Consider the following 22510-nt stretch of genomic DNA (forward strand, 5'->3'; position numbering starts at 1 on the left):
CTACGATCGACACCGATGTCCGCCCCGCCCAGCGAAGCCTCCTTGAACGTGGAGGGTGCCGTGCAGGAGCGCGTCGTCCCCGTCGTCAGTCCGGGGCCGTTGTTTCCGGTCGCGGACTTCGGGCCGCTCGACCACATCCGCGGCTGGGTGGTCACCGGGATCATCACCCTGCTGGCCGCCATCACCCGGTTCGTCAACCTGGGCTCGCCGACCGACGCCGGCACCCCCATCTTCGACGAGAAGCACTACGCGCCCCAGGCCTGGCAGGTGCTGAACAACCACGGGGTGGAGGACAACCCCGGGTTCGGTTTGGTGGTCCACCCACCCGTCGGCAAGCAACTGATCGCGATCGGCGAGGCGATCTTCGGCTACGACGGCGTGGGCTGGCGGTTCACCGGCGCGCTGCTCGGCGTGGTGATGGTGACGCTGGTGATGCGGACCGTGCGGCGGATCAGCCGCTCGACGCTGGTGGGCGCCATCGCCGGCGTGCTGTGCATCTGCGACGGCGTCAGCTTCGTCGCCTCGCGCACCGCGCTGCTCGACGGCTTGCTCACCTTCTTCGTGGTGGCCGCGTTCGGCGCGCTGATCGTCGACCGCGACGAGGTTCGCCGGCGAATGCACATCGCGCTGCTAGAAGGCCGCAACGCCGACACGGTGTGGGGTCCGCGGCTGGGCGTGCGCTGGTGGCGCTTTTTAGCCGGCGTTCTCCTCGGATTGGCTTGCGGGACAAAGTGGTCCGGCCTCTACTTTGTGGTGTTCTTCGGCGCGATGTCGCTGGCGTTCGACGTGGCCGCACGGCGGCAGTATCAGGTGACCAGGCCGTGGCTGGGCACGTTGCGGCGCGACCTGGTCCCCACCGGCTACGCGCTGGGACTGATCCCCATTGCGGTGTACCTGGCCAGCTATGCGCCGTGGTTTGCGTCCGAGACCGCGATCGAGCGGCATGAGGTCGGGCAGACGATCGGCCCGCACAGCGACTTTCCGGTGCCCGACGCCCTGCGCTCGCTATGGCACTACAGCGCCAAGGCGCTGCAATTCCACGCGGGCCTGACGAATTCGGCGGGCAACTACCACCCATGGGAATCCAAGCCGTGGAGCTGGCCGATGTCGTTGCGGCCGGTGCTGTACGCGATCGATCAGCAGAACGTCAGCGGCTGCGGCGCGCAATCGTGCGTCAAGGCAGTGATGCTGGTCGGCACGCCCGCGATGTGGTGGCTGGCGGTGCCGGTGCTGCTGTATGCCTGCTGGCGGGCGTTCATCCGCCGGGACTGGCGCTACGCGGTGATCCTGGTCGGCTACTGCGCCGGGTGGCTGCCGTGGTTCGCCGACATCGACCGGCAGATGTACTTCTTCTACGCGGCGACGATGGCGCCGTTCCTGGTGATGGGGATCGCGCTGATCTGCGGCGACATTCTGTACCGCCCTCCTAGCCAAACCGCGGAGCGCCGAACGCTGGGACTGATCGTCGTGAGCGCTTACGTCGCTTTGGTGGTGACCAACTTCGCGTGGCTGTTCCCGGTTCTCACCGGTCTGCCCATCTCGCAGCAGACCTGGGACATGGAGATCTGGCTGCCCAGCTGGCGGTAGTTGCGGCGCCGGCGACGACGGCGAGATTGCCGCCATGGCTGTGATGCGGGTGCCGACCACGACCCTGACGGCAATCTCGCTGACATGTCGGTCAGTGCTCGCATCATGGGCGCGTGGTGGGGGTCTTTCTCGGAAGCGAAGCGATAGCGCGGGGCACGCTGACCCGCGGTCAATTGCGTTGGAACTACCGGCAAATCCATCGCGATGTGTACCTGACAAAGGACGCACCGAGATCGCTGCGGGACAACATCTACGCGGCCTGGCTGTGGTCGGGCCGCAAGGGAATCATCGCCGGCCGTGCAGCCGCCGCGCTCCACGGAGCGAAATGGGTCGACGATTTCGCGCCGGTTGAGCTCCTCGGGCCGTTCAACCATCCACCGCCGGGCATCGTCGTTCGTCGCGAACGGATCGAGTTGGAGGAAACCGTGGAAGTGGGCAGCCTCCGCGTAACCGGTCTTGCGCGAACGGCATTCGATCTGGCGCGGCATTTACCAATCGGTGTCGCGGTCGCCAATCTCGACGCGCTGTCAGCCGCGACCGGGGTCACCGCGTCTGACGCAGCAGCGTTGATCCCTCGCCACACGGGGGCGAGGGGCGTCCGCCAGTGCAGGGAGGCTCTGGACCTGATGGACGGCGGCGCGCAGTCGCCCAAAGAGAGCTGGTTGCGGCTCGTCCTCATTGACGCTGGCCTACCGCGGCCCGTCACGCAGCTCAAAGTCACCGATGGCCATCTCGTTGCCTACCTCGACTTGGGATGGGAACCGCCAATGGTGGCGCTCGAATACGACGGCGACCACCATCGCAGCGATCGGCGCCAATACGTCAAAGACATCCGCCGAGCAGAAATGGTGGAACGAGCCGGTTGGCACGTGATCAAGGTCATCAACGAGGACCGGCCGGACGTCATCGTTCGACGGACTCGGGACGCCCTGACACGCCGATTGACGTCGAGATTGCCGTAGTGGTTGCGGCAGGGGCCAAAACACGACCCTGACGGCAATCTCGACGGAAAACTAGGACAGCGCGTCCCGCGCGACCGGGCACGACATGCACCGCGGCCCGCCGCGGCCGGTGCCCAATTCGGACCCCGCGATCGTCAACACCTCGATGCCCGCGTCCTGCAGCCGGGTGTTGGTCTGCACGTTGCGCTCGTAGGCGACGACGACGCCGGGCGCCAGCGCCAGCGTGTTGTTGCCGTCGTCCCACTGCTCACGTTCGGCGATGACGGGGTCGAGACCGGTGTCGATGACGCGCAGCTTGTCGATCGCCATCGCCTTGGCGGCGGCTTCCAAAAACGGCGCCTCGTCGCCGATGTTCACACCGTCTTGGGTGCGCTGAAGCGTGAACGCCGAAAGCTTGTCGACGACGTTCGCGTACATGACGACGGTGTCGGTGTCGACCATCGTGCACACCGTGTCCAGGTGCATCTGCGCACGCCGCTGCGCGATCGGAACGGCGAGCACCGTGTGCGCCAGGTCGTCGTCAAAGAGGCTGCGCGCCAACGCCTCCGCACCGGCAGGGGTGGTGCGCTCCCCTACCCCGACCGCGACCACGCCGGGGGAAAGCAGCAGCACGTCGCCACCCTCGACGGGCGCGGTGCGCGATTCGTAGGCCCGCCGCACCCCGGTGAACCGCGGGTGATGGGCATAGATGAGGTCGGTCAGCGACGCCTCGCGAACCCGGGCCTGCAGCGCCAGCGACGGAATTACCACCCGCGGGCCGATCCAGATCGACGAGTCCCTGGTGAACACCAGGTTCGGCAGTGGGTCGATGACGAAATCCGCACCGTGGTGCATACGCAGCACCAGCGACACGTCGGTCCGGGTATCCGGTGGCAACTCGTTGAACGTCATGCCGGCCATCAGGACGTGCGCCAGCCTGGTCGGGTCCAGGCCACGCAGGTACGCCGAGAGCTCTTGCGCCAGCGGCACTCCCAGCCGGCGTGCATTCACGGCGGCGGCAACCCCCTGCATCCGGGCGGCTCCGCTGTGGTTGAGCGCCTCGGCCAGCAGGTCGGACAGCAGCAGCACTTCCACCCCGCGGGAGCGCAGCAGCCCGGCGAACCGGTCGTGCTCCTCCTGTGCACGAGCGACCCACGGCAACCCGTCGAAGAGCAGCTGGTCATTGTTGCCCGGGTTGAGTCGCCGCAGCTCGGCGCCGGGGCGGTGCAGGATCGCTACCCGCAGCGCGCCTACCTCGGAATTGGTGCCCAACTCAATAACACCCACAGCTAAACCGTAGCCGCGGAATTCAAGGCCGTCGCGTCACACCCGGGGCGCGCTGGTGACCCGGCGAGTCCCGATCAGTCGAACGGATGTGCGATAGGCTGAGCGTTGTGGGGACCGCGGTACAGGGCTCGCTGTTCGAGCACACCCAGCGACGGCACCTCGGCGACGGTGCCTTTATCGAGATCCGCGCCGGTTGGCTCAGCGACGACCCTGCGGGTGCTCAAGAACTGCTCGACGCGCTGTTATCCACCGTCCCGTGGCGGGCCGAGCGCCGCCAGATGTACGACCGGGTGGTCGACGTGCCGCGGCTGGTGAGCTTTCACGACCTGACCGTCGAGGAGCCGCCCCACCCGCTGCTGACGCGGCTGCGTCGGCGGCTCAACGACATTTACGCGGGCGAGCTCGGCGAGCCCTTCACCACGATCGGGTTGTGCTGTTACCGCGACGGCTCCGACAGCGTCGCGTGGCACGGCGACACGATCGGCCGCAGCAGCTCCGAGGACACCATGGTGGCGATCATCAGTCTCGGCGCCACCCGGACCTTCGCGATGCGGCGGCGCGGCGGCGGGCCGTCGTTACGGCTGCCGCAGGCGCACGGCGACCTGCTGGTGATGGGCGGATCCTGCCAACGCACCTGGGAGCACGCCGTTCCGAAGACCTCGTTGCGCAAGGGCCCGCGCGTCAGCATCCAGTTCCGGCCGCGCGACGTGCGCTGAGCGTCAGCTGCGGATCGCGGCCACGGCTTTGACGAGCAGGTCGCGGGCACGCTGCGTGTCGACCTTGGCGACCGGCTGGTCGGCGACGACGAGCGGATTGGCGATCACGATCACCTGGTAATCGCCGAACTGCGCGGAGTAGTCGTATAGCTCGCCGGTGCGGGTACCGCCGGCCAGCACCGCTTGCAGGACGCGATGCACGCCGAATGTGTGCGTCCCATCGATGGGCGGCGCGTCGATGACCTCCAGGCCGCCGCGTACCTGGCCGCCGGAGAACGCGACCTTGTCGCAGTCCTTGCCCGGGTCGTTCGTCGGCAGCGGCTTGGACGTCTCAACCGCGATGACGACGTACCGGTTGCCGTTGCCCTCGGCGGATACCGCGGCCATGTTGCCCTGCACGTCCGGCGGCATGTCCGGCCCCGACGCCAACTTCGCGCAGTTGGCCGGATCGAACTTCAGCCCCTCGGGCAGCTTGCGGGCGGACAGCAGTTTGGGATCGATCGCGCGTTCCGAAATGTCGGTGACCTTGAACTCGGGTCCAAAGTTCGACTTGATCTGGACGACCTTGGCGATGTCGGCGTTTGTCGCGGTGGTGGTATTCGACGAGCAACCGGCGAGCACGAACCCGGCTGCGACGACGCACACCAGCTTGGACACCGTGGCTAATCTACCCATAGCCAGACGTTCAGCTGCGCAACGTGGACACCGTTTTGGCGAGCAGATCGGCGGCGAATTGCGGCGGTAGGGCCGGCAGCGCGGAACCCGGATCGGTGGTCAAGGTGGTGAACGCGTAGTAGTTGCCCAGGTACGCGATGAATGTGTATGTCCGCGAATCGATTTCGGTTCCGGACTCGACCGATGATTTGATGTCGGCGACCATGGCGACGGTTTCGGCACCGTCGATATGCGGGGGTACGGTCAGCCGCACACTGATCGTGGTGTGCTCGGAGGTCATGGCCCACTGGCCACATGCGGCGACGACATCCTGGTCAAGGACCGTTGGCCCTGGCAAAGACACCACGATGGCGTTGATGACGCCGCCCTGACCCGAGGCGGACAGGCCCTGCGCGGATTGGTCTTGCCCCTTGCCGGGATCGGCGAGCGCGGCGCATGCCGTCGGCTTGGACGTCGCATCGGCGTCGAGACCCCAGATCGCCCGGGGCGAGGCCGCGCTGGGGATGCCGCTGTTGACCTCGTAGCTGGGCGGCAAGTCGCGAACGACCCGCTTGATGTTGGCGGGGTTGACGACGGTGCCGTGCGCCGACGGCGACGTCGAGACAGACGGTCGATGGGACGGCGGGTGGGTGCATCCAGCCATCAACACCGCGAGCAACGCGCCAATCCAGAACGGCCGCATGCCCGTTGATATCACGAGACGCCGGATCAGCCGAGCGCCTCGATGACCTGACGGGCGACGCGTCTGATCTCGTCGGCCATCTCACGCTTGATACCCAGGTCGCGCCGGCGCGGCACATCGATGACGGTGGTGATGACCCCGACGTCCTCGCGCTGCCAGACCGCGCCGTAGCGGTCCATGATCGTGCGCATCGGCAGATTGTCGGAAAGCATTCGCGCGGAGAATCTTTCGACTCCGTCGACCTTGGCGGCGATCGACAGCGCACCGATCAGAAAGCTCCCGATCCCCCGTCCCTGATAAGCATCGGCGACGATGAACGCGATCTCGGCGACCGTCGGATCGTTTTCGTCGCGGACAAAGCGGGCGTCGGCCACCGGGTCGGTGCCGTCGGTCACCACCCACACGAAATGGTCGACGTAGTCCACCTCGGACAGGTAGTGCATCAATGCCGCCGACGGCACCCGGGCCGTCATGAACCGCCGGTACAGCGTCTCACTGGAGAACTGGATATGACCGTGCACGGTCCGCTCGTCGTCGCCGGGCAGCACCGGGCGCAGCAACAGCAGGGTGCCGTCGCGCACCCGAATCGGAATGGGCGTGACGAAGGCGGCCAGCCGCTGGCGCACCATCCGCAGCAGCCGGGGCATGACGCCCGGGATCTGCACCAGCCGGGTGAACGCATCGTTGTCGCCGATCCACCCGGTCAGCGGCTCGGTCGTGGTGACCGTCGCGATCCGGGGGCTGTTGCGAAGCAGGGCGATCTCTCCGATCAGCGCGCCGGCGGCGGTCTCGCCAATGGCCACATCGCCGTCGACACCGATGTGCCTGATCTCGGCGGTACCCGAGGAGATGAGCAGGAACGAAACGGCCTGCTCCCCCTGCCGCATCAAAACCTGGCCGGCCGCGGCGCGCAGCGGCTGCAGGCTGGCCGCCAACGGCTCCAAGTCTTCGATGGCGCATCCCTCGAAGATGTCCATCGCGGCGAGTTCGTCCGTCCGCGCACCGATCAGTTCGGCCACGGCGGCCCATCTTGCGGTCCGATTCGCTCAGGTTATGGCGTTGGCGGCCAGTGCAGCAACAACCGGACGAACCGATGTCACGAGTTCCGTGGAACTTCCACGGCAATCCGGTGAGAATCACAAGTCATGCGGCCAACCAGGATCCAAGTGGGCGATCTTTGGTTCGATGCCCTCACCCAACGCGAGGTCGTCGAAGCCGTGCGCAAGGCCTGGGCCGACGGCCGCGGCGGTTCGATCATCCCGGTGAACGTCGATGTGGCGCGGGCGGCCAGCCGCGACGCCGCGCTCGCCGAACTGATAGCCAGGGCTTCCGTTGTCGTAGCCGACGGAATGCCGCTGGTGTGGGCGGCGCGGCTCAAGGGTGAGACGTTGCCGGAGCGGGTGGCCGGCTCGTCGTTGATCCATCCGTTGAGCGCGGCCGCGGCCGCCGACGGGAAGTCGATCTATTTCTTCGGCGGCGCCGAGGGCATACCCGAGCAAGCCGCCACCGCGCTCGCCGCGCAATTCCCCAACCTGCGCATCGCCGGCACGCAGTCGCCCGAGTTCGGCTTCGACAAGACGGACGACGGTGCGCGGCGCGCGGTCGCCGCCGTGGTCGCCGCCAAACCCGATCTGGTCTTCGCCGGCCTGGGCTTCCCCCGGCAGGAACGCCTGATCGAACAGCTACGGCAAGAGCTGCCCGACGTCTGGTGCCTCGCCTGCGGCGGCGGGATCGGGATGACGGCCGGCGCGGTTCGTCGGGCGTCGCCGCTGCTGCAGCGGCTCGGATTCGAGTGGGTGCACCGGCTGATGCTCGAGCCGCGGCGGCTGGCCCGCCGGTATCTGCGCGACGATCTGCCGTTTGCGCTCGCGCTGGTGGCCCGGTCGATAGCCCAGCGTTTCAGGCGAGGATGAGCCGTACGGCCGCGGCGAGGTCGTCGACGACAAAGTCGGCGTTGTGTCCGCCTCCGCCGCGCAGCAGGACGGTCGTCGCACCGGCGGCTCGGCCCGCGGCCATGTCGGCGTCGCTGTCGCCGATCATCACCGACTCGGCCACGTCGAAACCGTGCTCTTGCGCCGCCCGCAGCAACATGCCGGCCAGCGGTTTGCGACAGTCACAGCTATTCGCCGCGTGCGGACAGTGATACGCGGCATCGAGGCGAGCGCCCTCGCTCGCCAGCAGCTGTCGCAGCCGGTCCTGGATGGCGGCGAAATGCGTTGGGTCTGCGGATGGTTCGGACAGCCAGCGCTGGTTGGTCACCAGGACCGTGCGCAGGCCGGCCGCATTCAGCGCGGCTATCGCCGTGGCCGCACCGGGCAGCAGCACCAACTCCTCGGGCGACCGGATGTACTCCCCCTCGGCTGCTTTGGCGTTGATGGTCCCGTCTCGGTCCAGGAAGACGGTGCGGGCGTTCCGCAACTCCATCGTCAGGAGGGTCTGGGAAACAGTGCGGCTTCGACCATTTCGCAAATGGTGTGGCCCAGGTGCAGGCACGCCTCCTGAATCCGCCCGGTGTCCGCGCTGGGCACCCGGATGCAGATCTCGGCCACGTCGGCGACCTTGCCGCCGCGGGCACCGGTGAGCGTCACGGTCGTCATCCCGGCCTGGCCGGCCGCCTCGAGTGCGCGCACCACGTTGGGTGAGTTGCCCGATGTGGTCAGGCCGACCACCACGTCCCCCGCACGCCCGGCGGCGAGTACTTGGCGGGCGAAGACCTCGTCGTAGGAGTAGTCGTTGCCGATCGCCGTGATCGCGGCGGTGGCGTCCGGCAGGCTGATCGCGGCGAGGCCCGGACGGTCGAAAGCGAAGCGGCCCATCAGCTCAGCGGCCAGGTGTCCGGCGTCTTGCGCGGAACCGCCGTTGCCGAAGAAGATCACCTTCCCGCCGGCCCGCAGCGCGTCGATCAGCACGCGCGCCACCTCGACGGTCTGCGCGGCGAAAGCCCCCGACTGCATTTGCTGTTTGACGGCGATCGTGTCTGCCAGCCGCGCCTGGACCGTCTCCACACTCGGCACCACGACATCCGACGTGCTCATGCCTGCCATGTGGTCAATCCCTTGCTCTCGAAAGCGAATTCGGTGATGGTGGCCCCGGCGCCCTCGAGGGCTTCAATGAGGCGGTGCTTCTTCGTGAAGTCGCAGAACAGCAGGATGTACCCACCGCCGCCGGCGCCGGTGATCTTGCCGCCGAGTGCGCCGCTGTGCAACGCGAGGTCGTAGAGCTCGTCGATGCGCGCGTTGGTGATGTAGGGCGACATGCGTTTCTTCTGCGTCCACGCCTCGCCGAGCAGGGCACCGAAATCGTTCAGCTTGCCCGTCAGGAGTGCGGCCTTCATGGCCACCGCCAGTTCCTTCTGGGCTCGTAGACCGGCGAGCGTGTCGTCGGCACCCGTGGTGGCGCGACGTGTTTGGTCCTCGATCACTCGTGCGGAGTCCCGGGTGATGCCCGTGTAGCACAGCAACAGGCTGAGCTCGAGTTCGAAGGCGATTTCATCGCGGATGCGCAGTGGATTGACGATCACCCGGTCGGTGAACTCGATGAAGTTGAATCCACCGAACGTCGCCGCGTACATGTCCTGCATGCCGCCGGCGATGCCGAGGTCCTCGCGTTCGATGGCGCAGGCCAGCTGGGCGGTCTCGTATTCGCCCATCGGCGCCCGGTAGTGCTCGGCGAGCAGGCCGGTGAGCGCGACCATCATCGTCGATGACGAGCCCAGTCCCGAGCCGGGCGGAGCGCTGGAACGCAACACCAGGTCGTAGCCGTCGGTGCCGTCGCGGCCGAACCGCCGCACGGCGGCCTTGATCAGGTCGAGGCTGCCGTCGTAGATAATCTCGCTGTCGAGCGTCATCTCGTGGGTGGTCTTGAAGTCCACCGACTCGATAGTCACCTTGCGATCGGTACGCGGACTCAGCGATCCGTAGGCGTAGCGGTCGATGGTCGCCGACAGCACACACCCGCCTTCGAGCGCCGGGAAGGGTGGTACGTCGGTGCCGCCTCCGGCGAACGAGATCCGCAACGGCGCCCGGGCGCGGATTCGTGGGCGTGTCATCCAGAGTCTCTTCCGACGTGATTCGCTGCGCTGGCCCACGCGAGCCTAACAGGCTAACCAGCAGGTTTATCGCTCTTTAGGGGTTACGAGTAGGGGTTCGCCGGCGCGGCAATGGGTGTGACCGAAACGGCCCGCAGCGTCGGGATCGGCGGTGTGTGGGGTTGCCGCTCGGCGGGAGTCACCACGCCCTCCACCCGCAACCAGGTGTTGTCCGCAAACCGGAAAGTGCCTGCGCCGTCGCGGTCGCGCAGATGGATCCGGGCCAGCTGGGCGTCGGCCGCGCAACAGATGATGACGATGCGGGCCAGGTCGATGCCGCCGGGTTCGGTGAGGGCGAAGCCGCTGACCGTGATCAGCCGATTGTTCAGCGATCCCGTGCTGTCGTTGGCCGCCCGCATCATCACGTCCGGCAGCGAGACCTCCGGCGCCCGCCCCGGCGGCAACGGCGGAAACGCTTGGCGCAGCGCGTCATTGGAGACGTTGGTGACCGATCCCGTGGCGGCCTGGGGCCGCAGCGCCGGGGGCGTCACAAAGATCAGCACCACGATGGGCACGGCGAGCAACCACACCACGCCGCCACGGTGGGCATGCCCGTCCTCGGGATCACCGTCCGGCTCGCCCCGACGGATGTCGGAGACGATGGCCACCAGCGCGAGTCCGATCAGCAGCGCGGCGGTGAGCACCAGCCACGGCAACAGCGTGGGCTTGACGTAACGGGTGAACACACCGGTCGCCACGATCAGCCCGATGCTCAGCCCGACCAGCAGCAGGATCGTGTTCTCGGTTTCGCGCTTCATCGAGAACCGCCCAGCAGCAGCACGCCGACCAGGGTGGCCACCGCGGTGGCGACCACCAACGTCGCGGGGGCGAAGCGGGTGGCGAATGCCCGGCCGAACATGCCGGACTGCATCGCCAGCAGCTTGACGTCGACGGCGGGCCCAACCACCAGGAACACCAGCCGCGGAACCAGGGGAACCATCGTCAGGCTGGACGCCACGAACGCGTCGGCCTCCGAGCACACGGCCAGCGTCACCGCCAGCGCCGCCATGACGACGACGCCGAGAATCAAGTGCGCGCCCACGTGTTCGAAGATCCACGGCGGCACCAACACGTGTAGTGCCGCCGCCGCGGCCGCTCCCACCACGAGGTAGGCCGCCGCCTGCAGAAAGTCATGCCGAGCCACGTCGCAGAACACCAACCATTTGGACTGCGTCCCTGGGCCGTGCGACTCGTGCGGCGGGAGTCGGCGGGTGATCCACTCGGTGCGGCCCCACCGCGACCAGGCCCAACCCATCAGCACCGCGGTCAGCAGCGACGCGGCAACCCGGGCGATGACCATCTTCGGCTGACCCGGGAACGCGACGGCCGTCGCTACCACCACGACCGGGTTGATGGCGGGCGCGGCGAGCATGAACGTCAAGGCCGCCGCGCCGGCCGCCCCGCCGTCGCCGAACAGCCGGCGCGCCACCGGCACCGAGCCGCATTCGCATCCGGGCAGCGCGGCCCCGGCCACACCGGCGGCAAGCACCGCCGCCGCGGGGCGGCGCGGCAGCCAGCGCACCAAGCGCTCGGGCGGCACGAACACCGCGATCAATCCGCTGACCACCACACCTAAGCCCAGGAAGGGCAGGGCCTGGACGAAGACTCCGCAGAACACCGTGCCCGCGGTGGCCAACGCGGCGCTGTTCGCGACGACGGCACGCAGCCACGTCCCGAAAATGGCGAAGCCCACCAAACCGAAGACCAGGACTTCCATCGACCCGAAACGCGGTCGGCGCTCGGCCCTCATCTACCCACCCGGCCTGGAATCTCATGACAGTTGATGAAAATGATTATCACTATGGTGGACCGGCGCCCGCACCCGGCCCACCGGCATGGCGGCGCGGTCCACTAGCGTGCAACGCAATGAGCCAGGATCCGGTCGAGCTGACCCGCGGCCTGATGAGCCAGACCGCCGAGCTCCGGCACGGTTTCCTTGACGTGTTGGGCGCGTCGACGAGCGCGCCGGTTCCGACGGTCGCACAGCGTGCCATGAACAGCCCGTTCGTCGCGACGGTCTACGAACGGCTATGGCGGCCGACCGCCTTTTACGTCGCCAGCGGTCTGACCCATCGCGCCGAACAGCGGCGTGCGGCGTCGGCACTGCATCTGTCGACCGCGCACAGGTTGCTCGATGTCGCTTGTGGCCCAGGCAATTTCACCGCTCCCCTGGCCGCAGAACTACCCGAGGGTGGCCTTGCGGTCGGATTCGATATCTCCGAGTCGATGCTGACGCGAGCCGTCGCCGACAACAACGGGCCGCGAACGTGTTATGTCCGCGGCGATGCGCGGACGCTGCCGTTCGACGACGAAACATTCGACGCTGTCTGCTGTTTCGGTGCGCTGTACCTGATGCCCGAGCCGTTCCGGGTGGCCGCCGAGATGGTGCGGGTGCTCGAGCCGGGGGGCCGGATCGCGATCCTGACCAGCTATGCCCCCGACGCGGCGCTGCCGCGGCAGCTGATGACCGCGACCGCAAGCACGATCGGGCTCACGATGTTCGGCCGACGCGACTTCGTCGACCTGTTCGCGTCGGCCGGGCTCGTCGACATCGAGCAGCAGACGCAGCGCGCGGTGCAGTTCGTCGTCGCCGCGAAGCCGTGCTGAGGCCCTAGGACGCCGCCTTGGCAACGCCGAGGATCCGGACGACCGGCGTGCCCTCTTCACACTCGAGGACCCAGGGTTCGCCGCCGTTGACGGGCTCCGAGGTGAGCTTGAACATCACCGGCAACCCGACCCGCCGCGACATCTGCGTGCACTCGACCTGGAACAGCCGATAGTCGCCGTCTTCGTGAACAGCCAGCGAGAAGCCCGGCTGAACGGACTCGACCGGGACCTTCTGCAGGTAGTAGTTGGTACTCATCCACCCGACTTTAGAGCCGAGACCGTACCTAATCCGGCGCCGAAACGCCCTCTTATCGAATGTTCAGCTAAATTTTCCGACCCCATCAGACTCGGGGCGCTTGACGGCCTAAGCCGTGGTATCGGTCGCGCCGAGACGCAGGTGCTCGATGTGGTACACGGCCTCGTCGAGCAGTTGAGCGACGTGATTGTCGTAGAGGCGGTAGACGATGTTGCGGCCGTTGCGGTCGCCGGCAACCAGTCCGAGCGCCCGCAAGAGCCGCAACTGGTGAGACACCGCCGGCTGTTCCATCCCGACCGCGGTGGACAACTCGCCGACCGAGCACGGGGATTGCCGCAGCCGGGTCAGGATCATCAACCGATTGGGTGACGCCAAGGCTTGTAGCGTCTCGGCGATCCTGCCTGCCGACGCGGGATCAAGAGCGGCCGGTGGCGTCACGCGCCCGTCGACCCCGTGTCCCATCTCTCAATTGAAGCACGCACCAACGAACTGATATGACATATGTAGACCTTTACATGTATACATGAGCCGATCGTGTTTCCGAGGGAGGGGACGGAGCCGCTCCGATGAGTAGCACCACCATGCAGCCGACGCGCACGCCGTTGATACCGAGGCCCGCGGGCCTGTGGTCAGTCGCATCGGTTCGGTGGGCGACCGTCGCCCTCGTCCTGTTCCTGACCGGACTCGCAGCTCAATTGCTTGGCGCCCCCTGGTGGGGTTGGTGGCTTTGCTATCTGGCCTGCTATGCCACCGGCGGCTGGGCCCCAGCCTGGGAAGGTTTGCAAGCGTTACGCTCTCGCACGCTTGACGTCGACCTGCTCATGGTGGTCGCCGCCATTGGCGCGGCGAGCATCGGCCAGATATTCGACGGTGCCCTGTTGATCGTCATTTTCGCCACGTCCGGCGCATTGGAAGACGCGGCGACCAAGCGCACCGAGGATTCGGTCAAGGGGCTGCTTGACCTCGCACCCGACCGCGCTGTCCGCATCGACTCCGAGGGAATCGAAGAATCGGTCGACGCCCAAGACCTTTGCATCGGTGACCTCGTCAGCGTGCGCCCCGGTGAGCGCGTCACAGCGGACGGCGTCGTCGTCGCCGGCGCCTCCGATGTCGATCAATCATCGGTGACCGGGGAGCCCATGCCGGTCGGCAAGGCCGTCGCTGACGAGGTGTTTGCGGGAACCCTCAATGGCGCTGGGGCACTGCGCATTCGCGTCATCAAAGACCCGTCCGACACCGTCGTCGCTCGCATCGTTGCCCTCGTCGCCCAGGCATCAGCCACCAAAGCCAAGACGCAACTGTTCATCGAGAAGGTCGAGCAACGCTATTCCGTGGGTGTTGTCGTGGCGACCCTGGCCCTGTTCGCGCTCCCCCTGATTCTCGGTGCCGAGCTACGGTCCACATTGCTTCGGGCGATGACGTTCATGATCGTGGCGTCTCCGTGCGCGGTGGTGTTGGCGACCATGCCGCCGCTGCTCTCGGCGATCGCCAACGCGGGACGCCACGGTGTCCTGGTCAAGTCGGCGGTAGCGATGGAACACCTTGCCGACACCACCCAGGTGACCATCGACAAGACCGGCACCCTGACGACGGGAACGCCGCAACTCACCACCATCGCCACGGTTGACGACCGATACTCCGACGACGACGTGCTGCGGATCGCGGCCAGCGCAGAGCGATTCAGCGAGCACCCACTCGGGCGTGCGGTCGTGGCCGCCGCCCGGGCACGCGGACTCGCTCTTACGGAAGCGACCGAATTTCAGGCGCTTCCCGGGCGCGGCGTGCGCGCGCGTGCCGCAGGCCAGACGATCGAGGTGCTGAGCCCGCGCGCATTTCACAGCAATCCGCCCGCCGCGAGCAGCCTCGAAAGCCAGGGCACTACCGCCGTTCTCGTCATCGTCGACGCAGCGCCGGTCGGTGTCCTCGGACTGGACGACACCGTGCGCGAGGGAACCGACGAGGTGGTCGCCGCGATCGCCGCGCTCACGTCCGGACCGCCGGCCCTGCTGACCGGGGATACCCGGCCGGCAGCAGAACATCTGGCCGCACAGGTCGGGATCACCGATGTCCGAGCCGACCTGCTGCCCGATGAGAAAGTCGCCGCCGTGCGCCAGCTGCAGGCCGACGGCCAGCGGGTGTTGTTCGTCGGCGACGGCATCAACGACGCACCCGCCATGGCCGCAGCGCACTGCTCAATCGCCATGGGCCGCAACGGAGCCGACCTGACTTTGGAAACCGCCGACGCAGTCACCGTCCAAGACGAACTCGCCGCAATCCCGGCAGTCGTTGCCCTGTCGCGTCGCGCGCGCCACGTCGTCATCGCCAATTTGGCTATCGCGGCGACATTCATCACCGGACTCGTCGTATGGGACTTGCTGGGTCACCTGCCGCTGCCCCTGGGCGTCGCGGGCCACGAAGGTTCCACGATCGTCGTCGCGCTCAACGGCTTGCGACTCCTGAGCGGGCGCGCTTGGCGGTCAGGGCTATCGTCTCGGTGACACCAATCGATCGGTAGGAAGGGTCACGATGACGAACGGCGTTGGCAGGGTGGCCGGCAAGGTCGCGTTCATCACGGGTGCTGCGCGCGGCCAAGGCCGAGAACACGCCGTCCGCCTCGCCGAGGAGGGCGCCGACATCATTGCCATTGATATGTGTGGCGACGTCGAGGGCGTCATCTATCCGGGAGCGACGGAGGCCGATCTCGACGAAACCGCGGCGCTGGTCCAGAAGTTGGACCGGCGCATCGTGACCGCCAAGGCCGACGTCCGAGACCTCGCAAGTCTTCGCTCTGCGTTGCAGCAGGGAATCGACGAGTTGGGCCGGCCTGACATCGTGGTTGCCAATGCCGGCATCAGCGGCAGTCCCGCGCCCGCCGCGCTGATCGAAGAAGCCGCCTGGCAAACCATGCTCGACATCAACCTGACCGGGGTCTGGCACACCATCAAGGTGGCGGTGCCGCACATGTCCGACGGCCGCGGCGGATCCATCATCTTGGTGAGCTCCATGTTGGGACTGCGCGGCGGCGGGTACATGGCGCACTACGCCTCGGCAAAGCACGGCGTTGTCGGCCTGATGAACTCGCTTGCCAATGAGCTTGCCCCGCAGTGGATTCGAGTTAATTCGATCCACCCCGGCAACGTGCTGACGCCGATGATCGACAACGAGCAGTTCCACCGCACCCTGCGGCCGGACCTCTCGGAGCCCACCATGGACGACACGGCCGCGGTGATCGGCCAATTCCACATGCTGCCGGTGCCGGTAATCGAGGCGCGCGCGGTCAGCAATGCAGTGCTGTTTCTCGCGTCCGACGAGGCGAAGTACATCACCGGGGCCGCGCTGCCAGTCGATGCGGGGGCTGTCGCAAAGTTCTAGAGCGCCTGTTAAAGGGCCAGTCTCGACGCTGTTCACCACCCGTCACGCGAGTAACGCGGCCAGACCATTAGACGGTTCGCGGCTGCGATATCGCATCTGATATCGCTTTCAAAAGTCGCCCAATGGTCGGTCGCGGACCACGGCCGCGTAAGCTACTATCTACGTATGCATGCAGATAATGCTGCGCCGCTTGCCGAGGATCAGGTCAGCCTGATCGTCGAGATCTTCCGAATGTTGGCCGACCCCACCCGCATTCGGGTGTTGTGGGCGCTGACCGAGGGCGAGTCGTCGGTCAACGACCTCGCCGAAAAGGTGGACAAGCCCGCGCCGTCGGTGTCCCAGCACCTGGCCAAGCTGCGAATGGCTCGGCTGGTTCGCACCCGCCGAGCCGGCACGACGATCTTCTACAGCCTGGAAAACGAACACGTCGGCCAATTGGTCATCGACGCGGTGTTCAACGCCGAGCACGCCGGTCCCGGTGTGCCGTCCCACCACCGGGGCGACCCGAACGTGCGGAGCATCACGACCGATCGTCGGCCCCGAAAGGCCAATGCGCGATGAGCGATCACGGCCACTCCCACGGACATGATCACGACCACCACCATCACCCGAAGGGATTGTGGGGCGGGATCAAAGAGACCTTTGCACCGCATTCCCACGACGCCGCCGACAGCTTGGACAGTGAGCTGGAATCCAGCGCCGACGGCATCCGCGCGGTCAAGGTCAGCCTGCTGATCCTGGGCGCGACGGCCATCGCGCAGATCGTCGTCGTGGTCATCTCCGGTTCCATCGCGCTAGCCGCCGACACCATCCACAACTTCTCCGATGCGCTGACCGCCGTACCGCTGTGGATCGCATTTGCGTTGAGCACCAGGGCCGCAACCCGCCGCTACACCTACGGCTTCGGCCGGGTGGAAGACCTTGCCGGGCTGTTCGTGGTCGCGATGATCACGCTGTCGGCGATCATCGCTGGGTATGAGGCCATTGAGCGGCTGATCAATCCGCGGCCCATCGACCATGTCGGCTGGGTTGCGGTAGCCGGTCTGCTCGGGTTCATCGGGAACGAATGGGTGGCTATTTACCGCATCCGGGTTGGACGCCGGATCGGCTCAGCCGCGCTCACCGCTGACGGTCTGCACGCCCGCACCGATGGCTTTACCTCGCTGGCGGTGCTGGTCGGTGCCGGCGGGGTGGCTTTGGGCTTCCCGCTGGCCGACCCGATCGTCGGCCTGGTGATCACGGTGGCCATCCTGGCGGTGCTTCGCACGGCGGTGCGAGAAGTGTTCCGCCGTCTGATGGACGGCGTCGATCCGACGTTCATCGACGCCGCCGAAGCCGCTCTTGCCGTCCGGCCGGGCGTGCGTTCGGTGCGCAGCGTGCGGATGCGCTGGGTTGGGCACCGGCTGCACGCCGATGCCGAACTCGACATCGACCCCGCGCTGAGCCTGGCGGCCGCGCATCGCATCGCCCACGAATCAGAACACGACCTGATTCACGCCGTGCCCAAGCTGACCACTGCGATGATCCATGCCTATCCCGCCGGCGGCACCAACGCGGCCCAGGAACATCGCGATCGCACTGAATCTCACACACATCACCACTGAGCCAGCGGATTGCGGTTCGCCTTGCCCAACAAGGTTTTTGCTGTGCTGTAGGTGAACGCGAGTACAGTGACTCCGATGGCCGTCGCCTCATCGAATGAGCGGATGATCGCCGGGGTCTCCGCCGCGGCCGTCTCGCTCGGGGTAGCTGCGCTGGTGGGCATCCCGTTCGGCGCGCGGGCCGATGCGCGCGCCGCGATCGGCTCGGTGGTCGTCGACCTGACACCGGGACCCGTCAAAGAATGGGCGATTCAGTCCCTGGGCTCGCTGGACAAAATCTTCTTGGCGATCGTCGTGCTCGCGGTGATCGCCACGATCGCGGCGATCGCCGGGAGCTTCGAAACTCGGCACCGCCCTGTCGGCAGCGCCGTGATCGCCGCGGCGGGTGTCCTCGGATGCACCGCAGTGCTGTCGCGACAGGGCGCGACGTTGCTCGACACCATCCCCACCGTCGCGGGCGCCATCTGCGGCGTGGCGGCCCTGCGCTTTCTCACCCGCCGGTTCTGGCCCGACCCGAAAGACCCGGCCGACGGCGCCGCCGACGAGCCGGACGCGCGCAGGCGCACGCTTGTCGTGTTCGGATTGCTGGGATTCGGCGTAGTCAGTGGTGTGGTGGGTGCGGCCATCACACGATTGGTGCATTCGGTGGCCGCCGACCGCAACGCCGTCACGCTTCCCACACCGCGGGTGCCGGCTCCGCCGATACCCGCCGACGTGCAGCCGAACGGCGTTGCGCTACCGAGCTTTATCACCGCCAACGCCGACTTTTACCGGGTCGACACCGCGCTCAGTGTTCCCCAACTCAGCCACGGCGACTGGCGGCTGCGCATCCACGGCATGGTGAACCGCGAAGCCACCTACAGTTTCGATGACCTCGCCCACTTCGAAGTCGTCGAAGTGGTGACCACGTTGACCTGCGTGTCCAATCCCGTTGGGGGAAAGCTGATTTCGACGGGCGTCTGGACAGGCTACCGGGTGGCCGACCTGCTGGCGGCGGCCGGCGTGCACGCGAACGCCGACATGGTGCTTTCTACGTCGATCGACGGATTCACCGCGGGCACGCCGGTGGAGGCCCTCACCGATGGCCGCGAGGCGCTTCTGGCAGTGGGCCTCAACGGTCAGCCGCTGCCGATCGAGCATGGCTACCCGGCCCGGCTGGTGGTACCCGGGCTCTACGGGTATGTGTCGGCCACCAAGTGGGTCGTCGACGTGGAGCTGACTCGTTTCGACAAGGCGAAGGCCTACTGGACGCGGTTCGGCTGGGCAGCGCGGGCGCCGATCAAGACCGAGTCGCGCATCGACGTGCCGACAGACGGTCAGAAACTGCCGAGCGGATCCGTGGTGTTCGGCGGTGTCGCGTGGGCACAAAATCGTGGGGTGCGGGCGGTGGAGGTCCGCATCGACGACGGCGGGTGGCAGCCCGCCGAACTGGGCGCGAGTTATTCCACCGCGACGTGGCGACTGTGGAGCTTCCCCTGGCAGGCGAAAACCCCCGGGAGACATACCATCACGGTGCGAGCGACCGACAACACCGGAGCGACTCAAACCGCCGATCAGGTTGGTAGCATCCCCGACGGCGCCACCGGCTGGCACACGGTGGACTTCACCGTGGCGGAGACCTGACGGACTATTTCGACGAGATCTTCCGCCAACTGAAGACCGCGATCACGATGCCGATCACCACCGTGATCGGGCCGATGATGGACCAGGTTGTGGTGTTGCTCATCGGGCTTCCACCAAGCACTCCGAACCCCTGGAGCGCCCAGATCAGACCGAACACTGCGACCAGCAACCCGACCGCGAATGTGACGACGAATGCCCTACTCATATGAGAATCCTAGGCGCCGGACGGTAGATGTCCCACCCGCGATGACAGAAAGTGCTGTGGGCGCGACAACGGCGTCGGCGTCGGGCGCCCCGACAATGAGAAGCTTGAGGTTCGCGTGCTTGGCGTCAGGAGGAAGCAGTGACGAACGATAGTGATCTACCGCCGCTCCGCGTCATCGCTTGGGGTATTGGCACGGTAGGCACCGAGATGGTCACGACCATCATCGACCACCGGCCCGACATCGAGATCGTCGGCGCCCGCGTTTATTCGGCGTCGAAGGATGGCGTCGACGTCGGCACTTTGGTTGGTCGCCGCCCGATCGGCGTCGCCGCGACTACGGATGTCGACAAGATCGTGGAGCTCGACGCGGATTGCGTGCTCTACACCCCGCGCAATACCAGCATCGACGACGTATGCACTCTTCTTGCCAGCCGGAAAAACGTTGCGACCACAGCATTCCTGTTCCACCCGCGCCGTACCGCACCGGTCGACCGCGATCGGGTGCTCGAGGCTTGTCGGGCCGGCGGCACCACGGTCCACGGCAGTGGCTTGAACCCCGGGAACCTCTCCGGTGCACTGCCACTGGCTCTTTCGGGAATGTCCCGCACCATCGACAAGATCACTCTGCAGGAACGCGCCGACTGGTCGGTCTACGAAAGCACCTCGATCACGTTCGACAACATGCGCTTTGGGCAGCCAGTCGAGGAGATCAGCCCAACGGGCAGTGAGTTTCTGGCCTTCAACAGTGGAATCTTCACCGAACAGGTCTGGTTTCTCGCGGACGCGCTCAATGCCGAGATCGATGACGTCACCGCGACCGTGGAGGCAGTTCCCGCGCGAGACGATCATCAGATCTTCGACCATGTGCTACGCGCGGGGACGACTGCGGGGCAACGATGGAAGTGGTCGGGGCGGCGCAACGGCGAGGTGCTCGTCGAGATCGAGACGCTGTGGACCGTCGGTGGCGAATACCCCGACCATTGGCCCAAACCCCAGGACGGTTGGACGCTGACGATCGAGGGTGACCCATCGATGCGGACACATTTCTCCTGCCTGGCCAGCTTCACCCGCGCCGCGACCATAGAAGAACACGTTCGCTCGGCAAGTGTGGCCACCGCCATGCAGGTGCTCAATGCCGTACCCGCGATCTGTGCGGCCCCGACGGGTTTCGCCACCGCGGCAACGCTCCCGCTGATTCGCAGCCACATCGGATTCGGCAACACGACTGCGGCGCTCACCGAGGCGTAAAACGAGTCGACCTGGGGCAGGTCAGGAGATTGAGCGGGTGCTAGAACTTGACCGCGAGATCCTGGTGAGCCAACCTACGCACGCCCCAGAAGTAGGTGACCAGCGGCATGGTGCACCACAAGAGGTTCAGGACCACGAACTTGATCCACATCTCGACTGGACTCGTCATGCTTTCCAAATTGTTCGCGATCTCTACCCCGAAGTAGACCGCTGGCAGCGTGACCTCCACGATCATCCCGCCCATGATGAAGGAGAGCTGAGTACTGGTGAACCGCTTGCCATTCCGGAAGAACTGCACCATCGCATACGCCTCGAACAGTCCAATGAAGAAGGCGATCCACTCAAGAACGACGATGAGCGGGTCGCCGTTCAGGTAACGCGCGTCGCCTCCGAGCAGGATGGGCGACCACATGTACGTCCAGACCGACCCGTGCCGCACACCGTCTCTGATCTGGTCGAAGAACAAGAGCCACGGTAGTTCCCAGATGAATCGTGGAATTAGGGCGATGAAGACCCAAACGATGACCATCGCACCCAGTCGCTCCGACTTCGTGCGGTCACGTTGGCCCGGAAGCGGTAGCCACGGTAGCGCGAGCGCTGTCGAGAAACAGCCCACGACGAAGACGACCAATGTCGTGGACGCGACGACGTGGGACACCCCGGCATGAAATTCGAGATACCAGAACACCACGTGAATGACGAAGAAGAACGCCAAGACGCCGAAGAGCGACTTTTGCAGTGACGAGAGTCCGCGCCTCGCCGATGAAGCTCGCTCGTCGTCGGCGCTGATGGTCTCGGTCATGAATCGGGTCTCTGATGACTGGTCAGTTGCACGCTTCATAGCATTGCACATGCAATGTTTTGGTGGCAACGATCCGCCCGTGCCCTAACCTGATTTTGATGAAGCAAAACGGTGAGCAGGGCGGACTGCAACGGTGAACCCGGGCAAGCGTTCTGCCCCGCGTCGTCCGCTCACCGGACGTCAAGGGCGGGGGGACCGGACCCGAGAACTACTCATCGACGAGACGGTTCGGTGCGTTCGCGAGGAAGGCTTCTCAGCGGCCAGCGCTCGGCACATCGTCGAACGCGCTGGCGTGAGCTGGGGTGTCATTCAGCATCACTTCGGGGACCGAGATGGTCTGCTGACTGCGGTGATCGAAGATGCCGTCGACCGTCTGATCGCATCGCTCGAAGTGCTGTCCGATCCAGCGCAAGTCACGGACACAGAAGCTCTGGTGCGGGCCACGTGGGAGGCATTCGCCAATCCAAGGGCGATGGCCGGGTTGGAGATTCTCATCTCGAACAAGGAGTTGCGCGTCGGGCTCGATGGACGGCATATGAAACGTCTCGGTGCGGCGCTGGCGGCCTTGATTCAACGTTTGGATGCCGGTGCCAACCGTGAACACGCCGTCGCGTTGGGCATGCTGCTGTGGACAACACCGGTTGCGATGATGATCGCCGAAATGTTCGCGACGCCTCCGCTGGCCACGAAGGACGCCCAGAAGGCGATTGCCGATCTGATCGATGGGCGTCGCTGAGCGATTAGTTCGGATCAACGCCTTCGACATCGACACCGCGGTGTGACCTGCCCAAACGTTGTGGAGCTAAGGGGAATCGAACCCC

General features: G+C 66.2%; 25 protein-coding genes and 1 pseudogene. 13 read left to right on the forward strand and 13 right to left on the reverse strand.

From position 1 onward, the window contains the following. The first annotated feature begins 15 nt into the window (after positions 1 to 15). Both ACZY0B_RS17845 and ACZY0B_RS17850 read left to right on the forward strand, forming a co-directional pair. Positions 16 to 1587, forward strand: a complete 1572-nt coding sequence (locus ACZY0B_RS17845; protein WP_463765500.1) for a dolichyl-phosphate-mannose--protein mannosyltransferase — start codon at positions 16 to 18, stop codon at positions 1585 to 1587. 113 nt (positions 1588 to 1700) lie between these two features. Next, entirely contained in the window at positions 1701 to 2549 is an 849-nt protein-coding gene (locus ACZY0B_RS17850; protein ID WP_463765501.1) for a hypothetical protein, read from the forward strand. Positions 2550 to 2600: 51 nt separating this feature from the next. Here ACZY0B_RS17850 and arcA read toward each other — a convergent pair whose 3' ends face one another. After that, positions 2601 to 3815: an arginine deiminase gene (arcA, locus tag ACZY0B_RS17855; protein WP_463765502.1), complete on the reverse strand. Its 1215-nt coding sequence runs from the start codon at positions 3813 to 3815 to the stop codon at positions 2601 to 2603. Between the two features lie 107 nt (positions 3816 to 3922). On the opposite strand from arcA, the gene ACZY0B_RS17860 reads away from it, so the two are divergent. Then, on the forward strand, positions 3923 to 4531 hold the full coding sequence (locus ACZY0B_RS17860) for an alpha-ketoglutarate-dependent dioxygenase AlkB (RefSeq protein WP_463765503.1): 609 nt from the start codon (positions 3923 to 3925) through the stop codon (positions 4529 to 4531). A gap of 3 nt (positions 4532 to 4534) precedes the next feature. On the opposite strand, the gene ACZY0B_RS17865 is transcribed toward ACZY0B_RS17860, so the two are convergent. The 3 genes from ACZY0B_RS17865 to ACZY0B_RS17875 are packed head-to-tail and all read right to left on the reverse strand — an operon-like array spanning position 4535 to position 6865. Continuing rightward, a complete protein-coding gene (locus ACZY0B_RS17865) occupies positions 4535 to 5206 on the reverse strand; it encodes a DUF5642 family protein (protein ID WP_463765504.1) in 672 nt (223 codons plus the stop codon). 10 nt (positions 5207 to 5216) lie between these two features. Beyond that, positions 5217 to 5888: a DUF5642 family protein gene (locus tag ACZY0B_RS17870; RefSeq protein WP_463765505.1), complete on the reverse strand. Its 672-nt coding sequence runs from the start codon at positions 5886 to 5888 to the stop codon at positions 5217 to 5219. Positions 5889 to 5914: 26 nt separating this feature from the next. Beyond that, positions 5915 to 6865, reverse strand: coding sequence for a GNAT family N-acetyltransferase (locus tag ACZY0B_RS17875; protein WP_463765535.1), 951 nt, complete (start codon positions 6863 to 6865; stop codon positions 5915 to 5917). Between the two features lie 189 nt (positions 6866 to 7054). Here ACZY0B_RS17875 and ACZY0B_RS17880 point away from each other — a divergent pair, with 189 nt between their 5' ends. Then, entirely contained in the window at positions 7055 to 7801 is a 747-nt protein-coding gene (locus ACZY0B_RS17880; RefSeq protein WP_463765506.1) for a WecB/TagA/CpsF family glycosyltransferase, read from the forward strand. Here ACZY0B_RS17880 and ACZY0B_RS17885 read toward each other — a convergent pair. From ACZY0B_RS17885 to ACZY0B_RS17905, 5 genes are all read right to left on the reverse strand, one after another. Further along, the gene (locus ACZY0B_RS17885; RefSeq protein WP_463765507.1) at positions 7788 to 8312 is read right to left on the reverse strand and encodes a D-glycero-alpha-D-manno-heptose-1,7-bisphosphate 7-phosphatase; all 525 of its coding nucleotides are present in this window, start codon (positions 8310 to 8312) and stop codon (positions 7788 to 7790) included. The genes ACZY0B_RS17880 and ACZY0B_RS17885 overlap by 14 nt on opposite strands. Before the next feature lie 2 nt (positions 8313 to 8314). Beyond that, positions 8315 to 8932 carry a D-sedoheptulose-7-phosphate isomerase gene (locus tag ACZY0B_RS17890; protein WP_463765508.1) on the reverse strand — a complete coding sequence of 206 codons (618 nt, stop codon included), beginning with the start codon at positions 8930 to 8932 and terminating at the stop codon, positions 8315 to 8317. Further along, a complete protein-coding gene (locus tag ACZY0B_RS17895) occupies positions 8920 to 9936 on the reverse strand; it encodes a GHMP family kinase ATP-binding protein (RefSeq protein ID WP_463765510.1) in 1017 nt (338 codons plus the stop codon). The genes ACZY0B_RS17890 and ACZY0B_RS17895 overlap by 13 nt, the downstream gene beginning before the upstream one ends. Before the next feature lie 83 nt (positions 9937 to 10019). Further along, positions 10020 to 10733 (reverse strand): TIGR03943 family putative permease subunit, encoded by a 714-nt coding sequence (locus tag ACZY0B_RS17900; protein ID WP_463765511.1) that lies wholly within the window; start codon positions 10731 to 10733, stop codon positions 10020 to 10022. Beyond that, the gene (locus ACZY0B_RS17905; RefSeq protein WP_463765512.1) at positions 10730 to 11725 is read right to left on the reverse strand and encodes a permease; all 996 of its coding nucleotides are present in this window, start codon (positions 11723 to 11725) and stop codon (positions 10730 to 10732) included. Before ACZY0B_RS17905 ends, ACZY0B_RS17900 begins: the two co-directional genes overlap by 4 nt. A 116-nt stretch (positions 11726 to 11841) precedes the next feature. Between ACZY0B_RS17905 and ACZY0B_RS17910 the strand changes: the two genes are divergently transcribed. Next, positions 11842 to 12582 (forward strand): methyltransferase domain-containing protein, encoded by a 741-nt coding sequence (locus ACZY0B_RS17910; RefSeq protein ID WP_463765514.1) that lies wholly within the window; start codon positions 11842 to 11844, stop codon positions 12580 to 12582. Between the two features lie 4 nt (positions 12583 to 12586). Here ACZY0B_RS17910 and ACZY0B_RS17915 read toward each other — a convergent pair whose 3' ends face one another. After that, positions 12587 to 12838, reverse strand: coding sequence for a hypothetical protein (locus tag ACZY0B_RS17915; protein WP_463765516.1), 252 nt, complete (start codon positions 12836 to 12838; stop codon positions 12587 to 12589). Between the two features lie 108 nt (positions 12839 to 12946). After that, a complete protein-coding gene (locus tag ACZY0B_RS17920; RefSeq protein ID WP_463765517.1) occupies positions 12947 to 13300 on the reverse strand; it encodes an ArsR/SmtB family transcription factor in 354 nt (117 codons plus the stop codon). Positions 13301 to 13404: 104 nt separating this feature from the next. Here ACZY0B_RS17920 and ACZY0B_RS17925 point away from each other — a divergent pair, with 104 nt between their 5' ends. The 5 genes from ACZY0B_RS17925 (at position 13405) to ACZY0B_RS17945 (ending at position 19434) form a co-directional block, all read left to right on the forward strand. Then, positions 13405 to 15336: a heavy metal translocating P-type ATPase gene (locus ACZY0B_RS17925; RefSeq protein WP_463765519.1), complete on the forward strand. Its 1932-nt coding sequence runs from the start codon at positions 13405 to 13407 to the stop codon at positions 15334 to 15336. Between the two features lie 28 nt (positions 15337 to 15364). Next, positions 15365 to 16210: a mycofactocin-coupled SDR family oxidoreductase gene (locus tag ACZY0B_RS17930; protein WP_463765521.1), complete on the forward strand. Its 846-nt coding sequence runs from the start codon at positions 15365 to 15367 to the stop codon at positions 16208 to 16210. Between the two features lie 165 nt (positions 16211 to 16375). Beyond that, complete coding sequence (locus ACZY0B_RS17935) at positions 16376 to 16771, forward strand: ArsR/SmtB family transcription factor (protein ID WP_463765523.1); 396 nt, start codon at positions 16376 to 16378, stop codon at positions 16769 to 16771. Next, on the forward strand, positions 16768 to 17814 hold the full coding sequence (locus ACZY0B_RS17940) for a cation diffusion facilitator family transporter (RefSeq protein WP_463765525.1): 1047 nt from the start codon (positions 16768 to 16770) through the stop codon (positions 17812 to 17814). The genes ACZY0B_RS17935 and ACZY0B_RS17940 overlap by 4 nt, the downstream gene beginning before the upstream one ends. Before the next feature lie 75 nt (positions 17815 to 17889). Further along, positions 17890 to 19434: a molybdopterin-dependent oxidoreductase gene (locus tag ACZY0B_RS17945; RefSeq protein ID WP_463765526.1), complete on the forward strand. Its 1545-nt coding sequence runs from the start codon at positions 17890 to 17892 to the stop codon at positions 19432 to 19434. A 4-nt stretch (positions 19435 to 19438) separates the two neighbouring features. Here ACZY0B_RS17945 and ACZY0B_RS17950 read toward each other — a convergent pair whose 3' ends face one another. After that, positions 19439 to 19639 carry a hypothetical protein gene (locus ACZY0B_RS17950; protein WP_463765527.1) on the reverse strand — a complete coding sequence of 67 codons (201 nt, stop codon included), beginning with the start codon at positions 19637 to 19639 and terminating at the stop codon, positions 19439 to 19441. A gap of 207 nt (positions 19640 to 19846) precedes the next feature. Here ACZY0B_RS17950 and ACZY0B_RS17955 point away from each other — a divergent pair, with 207 nt between their 5' ends. Beyond that, positions 19847 to 20887, forward strand: a complete 1041-nt coding sequence (locus ACZY0B_RS17955) for an NAD(P)H-dependent amine dehydrogenase family protein (protein WP_463765536.1) — start codon at positions 19847 to 19849, stop codon at positions 20885 to 20887. Positions 20888 to 20927: 40 nt separating this feature from the next. On the opposite strand, the gene ACZY0B_RS17960 is transcribed toward ACZY0B_RS17955, so the two are convergent. Continuing rightward, positions 20928 to 21689: a hypothetical protein gene (locus tag ACZY0B_RS17960; protein WP_463765529.1), complete on the reverse strand. Its 762-nt coding sequence runs from the start codon at positions 21687 to 21689 to the stop codon at positions 20928 to 20930. Between the two features lie 133 nt (positions 21690 to 21822). On the opposite strand from ACZY0B_RS17960, the pseudogene ACZY0B_RS17965 reads away from it, so the two are divergent. Beyond that, positions 21823 to 21981: pseudogene (locus ACZY0B_RS17965) on the forward strand (TetR/AcrR family transcriptional regulator); the annotation flags it as partial. Between the two features lie 57 nt (positions 21982 to 22038). Further along, a complete protein-coding gene (locus ACZY0B_RS17970) occupies positions 22039 to 22425 on the forward strand; it encodes a hypothetical protein (protein ID WP_463765538.1) in 387 nt (128 codons plus the stop codon). The last annotated feature ends 85 nt before the right edge of the window (positions 22426 to 22510 follow it).

Source organism: Mycobacterium sp. IDUB_19 (genome assembly GCF_055419445.1).